Annotated in this window: 14 protein-coding genes; 3 read left to right on the top strand and 11 right to left on the bottom strand. The window is 40.9% G+C overall.

Annotation, left to right across the window (positions count from 1 at the left end; all coding sequences use genetic code 11):
- Window positions 1–101: 101 nt before the first annotated feature.
- The 8 genes from P400_RS0100075 to P400_RS0100035 form a co-directional block, all read right to left on the bottom strand.
- Complete coding sequence (locus P400_RS0100075) at window positions 102–299, bottom strand: hypothetical protein (protein ID WP_026824326.1); 198 nt, start codon at window positions 297–299, stop codon at window positions 102–104.
- Between the two features lie 401 nt (window positions 300–700).
- Window positions 701–1,156 (bottom strand): JAB domain-containing protein, encoded by a 456-nt coding sequence (locus P400_RS0100065; RefSeq protein WP_034770547.1) that lies wholly within the window; start codon window positions 1,154–1,156, stop codon window positions 701–703.
- Between the two features lie 421 nt (window positions 1,157–1,577).
- The gene (locus P400_RS15640) at window positions 1,578–1,718 is read right to left on the bottom strand and encodes a hypothetical protein (protein WP_161634140.1); all 141 of its coding nucleotides are present in this window, start codon (window positions 1,716–1,718) and stop codon (window positions 1,578–1,580) included.
- 191 nt (window positions 1,719–1,909) lie between these two features.
- Window positions 1,910–2,404, bottom strand: a complete 495-nt coding sequence (locus P400_RS0100055; RefSeq protein ID WP_026824324.1) for a winged helix-turn-helix domain-containing protein — start codon at window positions 2,402–2,404, stop codon at window positions 1,910–1,912.
- Between the two features lie 335 nt (window positions 2,405–2,739).
- A complete protein-coding gene (locus P400_RS14630) occupies window positions 2,740–3,768 on the bottom strand; it encodes a hypothetical protein (protein ID WP_152538856.1) in 1,029 nt (342 codons plus the stop codon).
- Between the two features lie 7 nt (window positions 3,769–3,775).
- A complete protein-coding gene (locus P400_RS0100045) occupies window positions 3,776–5,119 on the bottom strand; it encodes a DNA cytosine methyltransferase (RefSeq protein ID WP_084483540.1) in 1,344 nt (447 codons plus the stop codon).
- A gap of 114 nt (window positions 5,120–5,233) precedes the next feature.
- Window positions 5,234–5,689: a very short patch repair endonuclease gene (locus tag P400_RS14625; protein WP_051545903.1), complete on the bottom strand. Its 456-nt coding sequence runs from the start codon at window positions 5,687–5,689 to the stop codon at window positions 5,234–5,236.
- A gap of 198 nt (window positions 5,690–5,887) precedes the next feature.
- Window positions 5,888–6,451 (bottom strand): hypothetical protein, encoded by a 564-nt coding sequence (locus P400_RS0100035; protein ID WP_235181810.1) that lies wholly within the window; start codon window positions 6,449–6,451, stop codon window positions 5,888–5,890.
- Between the two features lie 322 nt (window positions 6,452–6,773).
- On the opposite strand from P400_RS0100035, the gene P400_RS15255 reads away from it, so the two are divergent.
- Window positions 6,774–7,859, top strand: coding sequence for a helix-turn-helix domain-containing protein (locus tag P400_RS15255; RefSeq protein WP_051545902.1), 1,086 nt, complete (start codon window positions 6,774–6,776; stop codon window positions 7,857–7,859).
- 118 nt (window positions 7,860–7,977) lie between these two features.
- On the opposite strand, the gene P400_RS0100025 is transcribed toward P400_RS15255, so the two are convergent.
- Entirely contained in the window at window positions 7,978–8,808 is an 831-nt protein-coding gene (locus tag P400_RS0100025) for an HNH endonuclease (protein WP_026824321.1), read from the bottom strand.
- Window positions 8,809–8,949: 141 nt separating this feature from the next.
- Between P400_RS0100025 and P400_RS0100020 the strand changes: the two genes are divergently transcribed.
- The gene (locus P400_RS0100020; protein ID WP_026824320.1) at window positions 8,950–9,225 is read left to right on the top strand and encodes a hypothetical protein; all 276 of its coding nucleotides are present in this window, start codon (window positions 8,950–8,952) and stop codon (window positions 9,223–9,225) included.
- A 176-nt stretch (window positions 9,226–9,401) separates the two neighbouring features.
- Window positions 9,402–9,947: a recombinase family protein gene (locus P400_RS0100015; RefSeq protein ID WP_026824319.1), complete on the top strand. Its 546-nt coding sequence runs from the start codon at window positions 9,402–9,404 to the stop codon at window positions 9,945–9,947.
- Between the two features lie 68 nt (window positions 9,948–10,015).
- On the opposite strand, the gene P400_RS0100010 is transcribed toward P400_RS0100015, so the two are convergent.
- Window positions 10,016–10,816, bottom strand: a complete 801-nt coding sequence (locus P400_RS0100010; RefSeq protein ID WP_026824318.1) for a hypothetical protein — start codon at window positions 10,814–10,816, stop codon at window positions 10,016–10,018.
- Window positions 10,817–10,840: 24 nt separating this feature from the next.
- Window positions 10,841–12,166, bottom strand: a complete 1,326-nt coding sequence (locus tag P400_RS14615) for a primase C-terminal domain-containing protein (protein ID WP_051545901.1) — start codon at window positions 12,164–12,166, stop codon at window positions 10,841–10,843.
- Window positions 12,167–12,620: the final 454 nt, after the last annotated feature.

The following is a 12,620-nucleotide window of genomic DNA, read 5'->3' as shown; positions in this document are numbered from 1 at the left end:
CGTCTCACCCTTTCAGTTTTTATAGACCAATTCCCGATACTTATGCGATTCACGCTTCGTTCAAAGACTCACTAAATAAAAATGTATACATTTTGAAACGATCAGTTATGTACTTGAAGCGTGTTCGTATTGAAGAAGACCGTCATTTGTTTTAAACGTTCTCCTTCTTTCACCTCACAAAGGATATCCATGCTTACTAACTCGAAGGCTTCAGGATCGACGTCCATCCGTTCAGGAAGTCTTCTAAGCAATACCTCTTTCATCTCTTTGATCGTTTGCTGGTCCAATGTGTGACTCATTTGAATCATCCTCTCCTGTTGATAGCTCAACGATACCTCGAATATGAACACTCAACATCTTGGATTATTTCATATAAGCCCTGGGCTTGTTTGAAACAAGCCCAGGGCTTACGTAGGAAAAATGATGATTTTCACCAAACAAGCACTCATTTCTTCATCAATCCAAACATCTCAAATACACATTCATGAAAAGACAGAGCAACATGATTTCTTTATGCCTTTGACTTCTCACCAAATTATTTGTTTTCGCCACGCGAAAACATTCCTTTTCCCGGATCCGAATTCTGGATCCAGGCGAGAGCAACGCGAGTCGCCCCTCTCGTCAAAGAAAAACGCACGTTTTTCGTCCTTGCCCTTACCGGACGGACCGGGACCGGTCCCCCGGCCCCACTCCATTCCATTCAACCCATGTAACCCCGCTGTTTCATGCTGACGTATGACTCGTCCGCACCGAGGATGAGATGGTCGAGCACCGGGATGCCGATGAGGTCGCCTACTTCATGTAACCGTTCGGAGACGAGGATGTCCTCCCGGCTCGGTGTCGGGTCCCCGCTCGGATGTTGGTGACAGGCGATGATGCACGAGGCATTGTTCAAGATGGCGCATTTGAAGATTTCTCTCGGGTGAACGACGCTCGAATTGACGCTCCCGACGTGCGCCCGATGGACGCCGATGACCCGATTTTTCGTGTTCAACATGATGACGAGGAACACCTCACGGTCATCATCCCCGATGAAGGATGCCCCGATTTGTCGGGCATTGTCGGGTGATTGGATGACGGCGTGCTCGAGAGCGACCATTTCCTCGCGAACCTCTTGTTTGATACGGATGACCTCGATGATTGACGATAGTTCCATGATGGTTTGTCCCCTTTCGGATAAGCTGTCCTCAGAACGAACACCGTTGTGCGTCCTGTTGACGGGAACGCAGCGAGCGTCGGGAGACGGTGCAAGGGCGACCGCAGGGAGAGCCTCAAAAAAATGCGTAGAGCAAACGGAGGACCAGGCTTCCGTAGCCAACGAGCGAAAAGCCTTGCTTTGAGCCTGAAGCGAAGGAAGACGGGCCGGAGGGCGCGTCATTTTTTTGACGTCCCTTGTACCGACGACCAGCGAGCTAGAGTACGGAAACAGGACGCCAGACTATAACGAGCCTCGCATACAAACAGTTCCTCAGAAAAGAAAAGAGGGTACCTGGTCACTCACCGATTCACTGGGAAAGACGCCTTCCAAGAATTTTTGATGACATCATCCACCAGAGACATATGCGGACAACCTCGAATTAGGACGAATCTTCCTCACCGACTGTACCCATATCCGAGCGAACGCCAACAAGGAGAAGTTCGACACTGCTAATGTTGAAGTCGGAGTGGTCGAGGACGATATGTTGGTGCGTTCGTTCACCGACGCAAAGAAGGTTCATGGGCTACCCCTCTTGTCCTATCGGGGCCGTGAGGAAATCTAGAGCGCCATCGTCTTAGAAGGACCAGTACATATCATTTTTCAATCTTGTGTCTCGTAAATCATCTCAAACACGTCAAACAAAAAAAGACGAACCAATTCGCTTTTTACGAATTGGTTCGTCAACAGCTTAAGACCCCAAAAAACAAGTTGTCAATCTTTTTTTTGAGAATCTTCACTTAACCGTTTATGCACATATCTACCATCATCAGTAAGTACCCAAACACCATGCTCAATACTCTCTACCAAGTCTTCATTTTGTAAATCTTTTTTAGCCCAACGAACAATGTTGTTCCACTTCGGCTCCTTGCCGCTACGAGTAATAATCGTACGACTCCAATCATCCAATTGATATTTATCAGCTAAATATTCGTATGCTTCTTTAGGTGTAACTTTTTCATTATCCCCAATAAACATGAATAAATCAGTCTTAATATCTTTAGCTGTCGGTAATTCCGGTCGGTTCTTCATAATTTCTCGTGAAACATCTGACATTCCGTTTCGACTAATATCATTCTCAATCAAGTAACGAATTGATTCTCCAATTTCAGTCTGCTTCCCTGCCCATTCTGCTAAAAAATGTTCATTTTTCCTAATTCGTAACACTAGCGTGTCACCAGGTCCATACTCTTTTTTTTCATTTGACATTATTTTTCCTCCTTAGTCATCGCTTGTACAACTCTAGCAAAGGCAGCCTTCACAATTATTCAGTTATGCGATGTAATGTGATGTAATGTGTTATTTTCTTTAATTTACCATAGCTTTTTTTTCTAGTCAATTTTTATTTTATTTTCAGTGAGGAATTGGTAGAAATAACATGCACGGGCTGAGTGGGGCGGAACCATCCATGTCTCATTTGAAGAAATTGTTCAAGTGGAACGATTTTTTATTGATTTCAAAATCAATTTTGCAATTTCAAATCTAATAAAACGAGAACCCGACCATAATGGTCGGGTTCTCGTACAGGTCCTTGCATTCTTATTTTAGACTTCGAACATGTCGTATAGAAGGGACATTTCGACGTCACCTTGTGTCGCCACAAGATTAATCCATTGACGAAGTCTTTCATCCCCTTCATGTATGTACGCCTCTTCCCAATGCTCTCTCAACTCTTCCGGGTCGGCTTGGAGAATCAATTGTCTTACAAATTCTTTCTTACTGTTCAAGACATACATTACTTTAGGTCTGCCTTGGTACTCTCTTCCATTAACTGTGAAGTCTTTTCTTCCTCCACCAGAGTACTTGTCTCTAAGCGCATGGTTAATGACTCCGTGATTCGTGACTAACCAAAACACCATGCGTGTGTATTTAGTCCGGCTATCGCCAGCGATGAGTTCAGGGAATAGAGCAAATCCCATGGCCGTGAAATAATCTTCAGCATCACTTTCTAAAGCATTCCACATCGTTAAGACCGGGGGCGCCGCAACCTCATCATTACCCATCCACCAAAGCGTCTGCCCTTCAGATAACAGTGGACGATAATAAGATTTCAGTATCTCCACCGGTTCTGGATGATTCCTGAACTCATCGTAGGAGATCTCCATTCTTTCAAATATGGTATCCCCCTCCTCTAAAGTCATGTCGATATCGTAGCGAGGAGAATGCGTGACACCAATATCGCTCAAGCAATGTTCATATGGTCTAACGTTAAATTCCACGTCGCCAGGTCCCATTTTCCCGAAGAACATCGCAATATGATCGACGCCCTGGATACGTGTGGACTCCATGATACTGCTCCCTAGACTTCTCCACCCGGATCTAGAAGTTTTCACTTCAACCCCGAAACTATCTCCTATGAGAATATCAGGAAAACTTCGAGTCGATTGAACCAAGCGAACCGTTCCTTCAAAAATTGTACCTACCGCTAATTCCGCAAGCTCTTCACAAACAAGTCCCTCCATCCTTCTACCTTCGTTAGAACGGTAGAAGGATGGATTCACTTGCGCTTTCTCATTCATGATTTCACAAGCGCCCGTCACTAATTGACCAAATTGTTCATACTGTAATTCCATCGCCAACTCATTCGTCAAAATTCTCCATCTCCGTTTCGAAATAGAGACTCCAATTATCCTCGAGCCTCTTCGCAATATGATATGCGAGTAAAGGAGGTACCGCGTTCCCTATGATCTTATATGCGCTAGAAGCAGACAATCCTGGGTCTTCTCCTTTTTTGGACCAAACAAATTCGTAATCATCAGGGAATGTCTGAATACGAGCGCACTCACGAACGGTCAACCTTCTTTCCTCAAGACCTTGTTCTAGCTCATCCAGACGTTTTCCTCCTTTTTCCAAACCAAGTCGACGGAATTCAATGTTCCCGTGATGTTCAGATCTAATGGTCGGCCCGATTCCGTCTAGATTAACCTCAGTCTGACCTTGACAATGTTTTCCCATGTATTTGGCTTTAGAATATTTTTGTTGAGACAAGTCAGAACTTTTCTCAGGTTCAACCAAACCTTCTAAAGCGCTTCTGACCGAAACATGTGGAAGAAGGTTTTCTGTCGGAACTTTAGTCGGCAAACAATGAGTCTTGAACGGATATGGATCATACTTTGCGGAAATATTTTCATTCTGTAGCTCTTCAATTGCCTCTTTCTTCAAAGCACCTTTCTCGAAACCATAAAAAATCACACGCTCTCTAGATTGTGGAACCCCAAATTCGGCGGCGTGTAGCACCTTGGCCGGAACGACTATATAACCATCCCCAATGTTAGAAAAATCATTCTCGATTATTTTTTTAACGTCGCCAAGATTGACCAGACCCTTAACGTTCTCGGCCACAAAAACCTTAGGCTTAACAATTTCCACAACTTCGCGCATCCACATGTATAGTTGGCCACGATTCTCTACGTTCGGCTTATCGATGTCAGCCTCATCAATCTCGACCGATTTCCCATCATGTGATTTGTCAGATTCAAACCCTTTACGTTTTCCCGCCACAGAAAAATCCTGACAAGGGAAGCCACCGGTCACGACCTCAATGTCCTCCGGAAATGGATTGATTTTTGTTTCGCGGTAAGCCTTCACGACGTCGACGATACTTTCGAGGTGATAAACTTCTGACTCGATACCTTTGTTACCAAAATAACGGGTCCACGCTCGTTGAGCATCAGGTCTGATATCGTTGGCGAAAACCGTTTTGAATCGGGTTTCTGGTAGTTCGACCCACTTTCCGTTTACTTTTTTTATATTCCAATGCTTGTTAACATTTAAGTTGATTGATTCTTTTAAAACTTCGAATCCGCCCTCAAACCCTAAATCCATTCCACCACAACCAGAAAATAGAGATAATACATTTCTATTTTTCGTTGTGACTGTTGAGTTAGATTCTTTTTGTACTTCCGAGACAGTTTTAACCGTCATAGTAAACACCTCATTTCTTTACAAGCTATATTCTAACTAAAATATCAGTGATGTGGGTAATGAATTGATTATTATTTCCTGGAGCTCATACACGTTGACTAATGATTGAAACTCTTAATCACAAAGATCATCCACGTCTAATAGTTCCTGACGATTTTCATCTCGGTCACGTTTTTTATTTAATTGGTCGTAAGTTGTCACAATATCATTTATTACCCGCTCAAAGTCTGATGCTATTTCATGCTCCCAAAATCGAAGTATGGTCCAGCCTTGGCAAACATAGTGCTCTGTTTGTTCCGCGTCACGTTCTTGATTTCTTTTAATTTTTTCGTTCCAAAACTCCTGATTAGACTTAGGCTCCCTATAATGAAGCGGGCATCCATGCCAAAAACAAGAATCCAAAAAGATAACCAATTTCTGATTCGGAAACGCTATGTCAGGTGTACCTAGCAGCTTTTTGTAGTTTTTTCTGTACCGTAATCCTCTATGCCAAAGTGCTTTCCTAACTTTCAGCTCCATTTTAGTATCTTTACCTCGCACTTTTTGGATACCTTTATTGGTAGCCGACATTCTACTCTCCTCCTAAGCCTATAACCTCATAGCATTCGATGTCCTCTAATATTCCCTTAATTTGAATAGTGAGTCATTCGTGTAGTTCATGCTTTCTTGCTCAAAGAATTGTGGCAATGCCAGTGATAAGTAAAAAAACATCCCCGGTGACCGACGCTGATCACGGGGGACTAGAAATGCTATCTTTATAGATTAAGATTAATAGCGGTAATGAACGACGAACTCGGGATCGATTTGGTAATAGAACGATACCAGATGACGATTCGTGTTGGTGATGGGAGCTACGACCTCAGTGATTTCCAGTCCGTTTTCGTCTACACCTTTAGTGATAGCCGTGTCGATTTGAGCTCCTATCGGAGTAAGAACGTTCACTTGAACCTTTCCTCCGTTCGATGCCACTTGAAGTCCGTCAAACGGAACTCGGATTGAAAAGGCATACTCGTTAGTATTACCAATCGGATAAATCTTGTAGTCGTAGGACAGTAAGTAGGCGTTTGTGGCTCCCGCCACAGGTGTTAAGGATGATTTCTTCAAAATCGCGCGAAGCATCAAACGAGCGGCGTCCTCCATAACTCCAGGTAAGTTTTCGGCTTCGGCCTGATCCCGAATATCTTCGGTTCCTTCTAAAATCGTAGATGCTTTTTTAGGGTTCATCTCAACGTTAGAGATTTTAAAGAATTCAAGCACCTCTGGTGGTACGGCGTTACCATTGGGAACATACCAGGTTTCTTCTGCCGGGATTGGTTCATCGGTAACCAACAAAGTTTCGACACGTACTGTATCGAAAGCGTTATTATTATATCGTGAGGTCCCGGTAATAATGACACTCACATCTTGCAAGCGAATATTCAGCGCAATCACGTCCTTATTTATTGTAGTATGATTGCTGGACATATGTTATTATTGTTACCAGTGAAAACATATTCCAGCGTTATCGAAGCACGATTGCCGTCGTGCTTTTTTTGCGTCGTCTGTAATAACATTTCTTAACTTTACGATAACACCTGTTATTTATTTTGTCAATCCAAGTTCACATATGTTATTTTTTACATAACGAAAATTAAACAGAGTAGGTGTTATTTATATGTCTATAGATAAAAGGATTATTAATAGAAGAAAAGAACTTAATCTGAACCAAGCAGCTTTAGCGAAAAAGGCTGGCCTAACGGCTCCCTCCATCAGCCAATACGAATCAGGAAATAGAAATCCGTCTTATGAAGCGTTAGTGAAACTCTCCGCAGCGTTAAACGTTTCCGTGGATTACCTGGTATCGGGTCATGAAAGCGAGGAAGACATCAGTGACCCTGAGTCACTCCTCATCTCAAAAATCATCCAATCTTTGGATGGAACAAAGAAACATGATATTATGAATTTCTTACGCTTGCTGACAGGACAAAATACAATAATCAACCTTAATTCAACCAACCCTAAAAAATATGCGGACCATTTCTTTCAAAACATCTTGAAGGAGGCTTTCCCCATCCGTATCGAGGAAGTCGCCTCGTTATTAAGCATTCAAATTTTCGACGCTTCTTTGGGAAACGGAACCGAGGCCATGTTATTGAAGCAAAGTGGAACTATCATCATCGATAAAAGTATCGGAAACCAAGCACGACAAAAACTCACTCTCGCCACGCTTGTCGGTCACTTCATTTTACCTTGGCACACTAAAGAAACTTACTATCACAGAAAACATGGAGCTTCCACAACGACTTCCGAAGATGTGGAGTCTCAAGAAGCGATGATGTTCGCAAAGTCATTGCTCACGCCGTCAAAAATGCTAGAAGAAGATTTCTCTAAGTTACCTTCCGGTGAAATCAATATTGAACATTTAGAGGATCTTGCGATCAATAAATACGATGTTTCAGTGACGATGTTTTGCAACAGATTAGTGGAATTCGATAAAGCAAGATTCAACGTGATCACTTCTAAAAACGGAGTAATCGAAAACGTTCATAGCAGCAACGTCTCTTTTGTGAAAAATGACCCTTTACCGTCACAGAGTCTAGCCTTCGAATTAAACAATGAAGGTGGGAACGAAAAAAGAATACGCAGTAAAAAAATTGCATCCCATGTATGGATCAAAGACGCTTCGGAGTCTGAATATGTGTTTGAGAGTTCTAGCTACAACCCCAGGTATGGAGTTCTGACATTTCTGTCAAAATTGTAGTCACTGTCATTACGTGCTTGTTAGTAACCATTAGAATGTTCAGTTTTTTAAATCTCTCCAAAATAAAAAGCGATTTTTCTCATTCGGAGAAAGATCGCTTTTTATTTCTTTCCTCTTACTAAACATAGAAATAAGAACTTGGGAGATTCCAAAATGGAACATTCATTGAACTCGTGGTCGTCGCCCTTGCTCCTTTGGAGGTGTTACAAGATTCACATAATAACTGAAAATTAGAGGAGTCGTTGCTTCCGAAAACATCTAAGGGGACGATATGGTCGATGTGAACAGTATTTTGTGACCTCATTAAATTAGAAAGGTCACAACGACAAATTGTACAAGTTCCCTTGTCTCGATAGAATACGGCGTTAGTTAACCACTTAGGAAAGCGAGATCGTTTGATTCGCCCTTTAGCAGTCACAAAATCAGGATGTTTTTTTTGAATATCACTAATATTAGATTTAATAAATTTGGAAAGTTCCAAATGAAAATCTCGGAGGAAATTTCTGTCTAAAAAAATCACTTGAAACGCAGAATGAATAATTTTTTTGTCAATTTCATCGGCATTTTGATGTACATACGCCTTCCATTTGTCGAATTTCTCGCTACAATCGCATTCCTCGTGCCATTCGTCCGCACAACTATGAAAGTCTGGTGTAGGCAGATCGGGATGTAAGTTTACCTCCTTTAACGTGCGAACGATGAAGTCCAAACTATACTCTAATGTTTGACCGGCATCTCGCAATTGATAGATTTCCTCTGAAACATCTTGAAAGTGACTTAAATAAACATGTACTGCTGAAATTTTATTGGGCTTAACTATGGCGTCAATAATTTCATCTTTAAACTCTTCAAAGACAGTTTCCGAACAGTCATAAAAATTAGTAATAGCGAAGCCACCTAAACCGATTCCCGAGCTTAAGGCCAGATGCTCGTCTTTTAGATTCCCCAACACAATCATCACCTTTCGATACGTTTAACTAGTCAACAAAAAAGATACCATAAAGCGTTTCAATAGTTGAAAATATTTCAATTTACCTTTGGAATACCTTTAGTTATTCTAAAGGTATTCCAAAAGTAAAGGGTGGTTTGATTGGCAAAAATCTTTTTCCCTAAAATGTTTATTATGGTTCCGGCAAGTCACCCACATCCCCCCAACACAGAGTATAGAGTTTCTATCGGGGAAGAATTGTGGGATGAGAAGAAAAATCATGTCTTAAAAGTTCAAATGGTATACAACGGAGATATCGCTGGTAGAAGAAGCCCTTCTTACCCGGTGGGAAGTGATGATTTTAAGAAAGTCATGGAAGCGGCTAATAAACTTTTGACTAGACTTGAAAATAATGATGAGGAGATACAATTTTTATAAATTACCGTCCATAAAAGGAATGTTAAAAAGACATATTTATTAATTTATTCACATGAAAATGAAAAGGGCTATTTAAAGCCCTTTTCATTTTCCCTCAAGTGTCTTTTAACTCATCTTTTTATCAATGTTCATTTTCTGTTATAGTTAACGAGTAAACAAACAAATGGAGGTGCTTCATGACGAAAATTGGTTATGCACGAGTGTCGACCCTCGATCAGAACTTGGACTCACAACTAGATGAACTTAATAAAGCTGGTTGTACTAAAATCTTTCAAGAGAAGGCATCCAGTGTTAAAAAGAGGCCAGAATTTGAGAAGTGCTTAGATTATTTACGAGAAGGTGATACCCTAGTCGTCTGGAAGCTAGATCGGTTAGGGAGAACCACAAAGAAGCTTCTTGAATTAATTGATGATTTGAAGGATCGCGGAATCAATCTTCAAATCATCACACTAGGTATCGATACCTCTACGGCTGCCGGCCGACTATTTTTCACCATGATGGCTGGGTTGGCAGAGATGGAACGTGAATTGATTCGCGAACGTACAAACGCTGGACTTCAGGCTGCACGAGCCAGAGGAAGAATGGGTGGAAGAAAACCAATTGATGAACAAATCATGGCCAGAGCAATGATGATGTATGAAGCTCACATGACAGTAGACGACATTACAAAGACTTTAGATATCTCGAGATCAACATTCTATAAATACAAAAACAAACAGTAACTCCATGTTACTTTCTATTAAGAATATTTATATCAGATCAATTAGTAAACGCATCTTTTAAACTTCGTTCATTTATTCATTAATGAACGAAGTTTTTTAATCTCATTTTCTAAAAATACAATTATCCCTTCCCTCTCTAACCAATATTCTTCATCGCCAACGTCTTTTCTTTGCAGAGTGTTCTCCCATCTTTTAATAACTTTAATAAACATACTAACTTCCCATTCATTCTGCTTATCTGTGACCAATGAAGTAATTGAAATTTCAGTTGCATTCAGATTAGAAATTGCTTTATTGTTTGAGCTTATAATTTTTTGTTTTATATCATTCAGAACTAAAGGATTTGAATTACGAGAAAACATTTCCGCTGTTTTTAAAAATTCATGGTTTAGAGCAACAAAATATACATCTCTATAATATTCTTTCACTTTTAAAGGGATAACTTCCTCTTGCTTATTCTTTAATTCATTCAACGCAGAAAATACACTTTGATCAGCTTCAATCATATTCCTAATCGATTGAAGAAAAGTTAAGCAACGGTAGTATTCTTGAATTATACGGGAATTAAGCATTTTTAATAAAACCAAAATACCAATTTGGTAAAGCGTAAAAAAGTCTATAAATGTTTTTAAAAGAGAAGGTTCATTGCTACTATAGATAAGAAACCACTCGCTTCTTGTAAGCCATAAAAATAAAAGAAAGAAAAAGATAAGTTCAGAAGCATAAAGCAATATATCTGACCCTAGTTTAAACGCATACTGTTGATCTTTAAATCGCTTAGGAACTATAACAATATCAAAATAAATTAGAGAACAAAAAAACAATAAAACAATAAAAGGCCACAAGGTAAAGAATTCAAAAAACGTCAAGAGACACCTCCAGAATAATAAAAACTAAGAGCCACGCCAAGTATTTCTCATACCGTAGGAATAGGAGAGGGACCCCCCCACCACCGTATCTATAAATGTATTGGGATTGAGCCCATTAAATTTGATTGAAACAGGGAAAAGAACTACATTGTCTTTCTTAACCAACATTATCGTTGTCTTGGCGCTTCTTCCTCTTCCTTCTATTTCCTTTGTTACGAGTCCTTCTTCAACCATAACAGCAATTAAGCGCTTGAATGTTGAGTATGACAAGCACTTGGAAGGGTCTACTGATGATGTGATTAAAGAAACAAGAGTTCGTTGCGCACCACAAATACACCCTCCGTTTTTGCGTAAAACTGTAAGGATGTCTTCTTTCCATTCATCTAGATGACTATATGTACGTTCTTCGCGCGGTTTTGCGCCTTCCCAGACCTGATACCTAAACTCGATACCAGACAATGTCTCGATCCAATACGATGAAGGACCGAGCGGAGAACCAGGTTTGAAGGCGCTCTTTACTTTACGTTTAACTTCAATTTGACGAAGTGAGGGACTATTCTTTTCATTCCATTGATAAAGTAACGACAAGGCTTGGTCTTCTTCGTATCCTGCAACCTTGTAAGCGAGAGCAAGGGTGTAGCATGTGTTGTCGCGTTGTCCTTCTTCCACGCCCTCTAACAACTTTAGAATTGCTGGGTGGGACAATAAATCAATCGATCCCAATGCTACGTTCCCTTTCTTCGACTGATTCTCTTGCTGTTCGGTCAACCAATCACAAAGGTCGTCAAAAGAGATACGTTCTCCCGAACGAAAAACTGTGGTTTCTTCTGTCGGTAATCGGAACCAACGTTCAGCGCCGATTGCTTGAACGTCAGCGTTCATCTCCTCAGCAATCATTCGTTGAACGCGCTTATAGTGATCCACGACTTTTGGAAATGCGCGTCTTGGTTCTTTCAAGTACCAATACACATGGAATCCGCCTGAAGGCGTCTGGACGACGAGTGATGGTGTCGGCAGGCCTGCACTCGTCACCCGATCCATGACGTCCGGAAAAATCATTCCTGCATTCTGCGACGTCTTGACATCGATATCAATCACCATGGCGTTTAACCAACGCAAAGAGCCCGCATGACGTTGGTCGTTGCGGTAAAAAGTGTTCGGTGTGAAATATGTATACTTCTCTTTTGCCCCAAAGAGTGAGCGGTATGTACGGATGGCACGCGGTTGTGTGAACTCCTGGCAGACAAAGATCCATCCTAGCTCTTTACTGTATCCGGTTCTCTCGACCTGAGAGGCCCGTTTCGGAGCTTCCGTTAATTGGTCTCGATAAAGATTTCTCAATACTTCCATGCTACATTCTCCTCTCTTCTTTTCTATGCCTCATCGTAAATTGTTGAGTATCCATTTCTCTGAGATACGATGAACATTGTCGAGAAGAAAGAACAATGCTAAAATGATTGCATAAGAAAGACGCCTTTTTTCGTCACGTTTTTCTTTTGAACAACGCATGAAAAAGGATCAGTTCATCGTATTATGTTTTTAGAAATCTAGGTTTCTACAAATCTATTCATGATGGCTGGTTTAGGGTGAAGCGTTGTTAAATACACAGTCTGACTATTAAGTTAGATGATTTGGATCTGATAACGGCCAGGTTATCAGATTTTTTTATGCCGATTTTCCTACTGGAAAGAACTTCATAACCCTATGTTTTCATAAAAGAAATCGCTTCACAACAGCTTTTTTTCGAGTTTGTGCTCATAAAAATCAATGTATACATGTAGATTTGTATACATGTAGATTTGTA

Origin of the sequence: Exiguobacterium marinum DSM 16307, assembly GCF_000620845.1 — a bacterium.
GTDB lineage: Bacteria > Bacillota > Bacilli > Exiguobacteriales > Exiguobacteriaceae > Exiguobacterium > Exiguobacterium marinum.
This window is presented reverse-complemented; position numbering and strand designations above follow the sequence as displayed.

Coding starts and splice junctions, on each gene's coding strand:
- P400_RS0100015 (WP_026824319.1), top strand. CDS start 9,402: ATGACGAAAATTGGTTATGCACGAGTGTCGACCCTCGATCAGAACTTG.
- P400_RS15255 (WP_051545902.1), top strand. CDS start 6,774: ATGTCTATAGATAAAAGGATTATTAATAGAAGAAAAGAACTTAATCTG.
- P400_RS15640 (WP_161634140.1), bottom strand. CDS start 1,718: ATGAACCTTCTTTGCGTCGGTGAACGAACGCACCAACATATCGTCCTC.
- P400_RS0100075 (WP_026824326.1), bottom strand. CDS start 299: ATGAGTCACACATTGGACCAGCAAACGATCAAAGAGATGAAAGAGGTA.
- P400_RS0100055 (WP_026824324.1), bottom strand. CDS start 2,404: ATGTCAAATGAAAAAAAAGAGTATGGACCTGGTGACACGCTAGTGTTA.
- P400_RS14630 (WP_152538856.1), bottom strand. CDS start 3,768: ATGGAATTACAGTATGAACAATTTGGTCAATTAGTGACGGGCGCTTGT.
- P400_RS0100045 (WP_084483540.1), bottom strand. CDS start 5,119: ATGACGGTTAAAACTGTCTCGGAAGTACAAAAAGAATCTAACTCAACA.
- P400_RS14625 (WP_051545903.1), bottom strand. CDS start 5,689: ATGTCGGCTACCAATAAAGGTATCCAAAAAGTGCGAGGTAAAGATACT.
- P400_RS14615 (WP_051545901.1), bottom strand. CDS start 12,166: ATGGAAGTATTGAGAAATCTTTATCGAGACCAATTAACGGAAGCTCCG.
- P400_RS0100065 (WP_034770547.1), bottom strand. CDS start 1,156: ATGGAACTATCGTCAATCATCGAGGTCATCCGTATCAAACAAGAGGTT.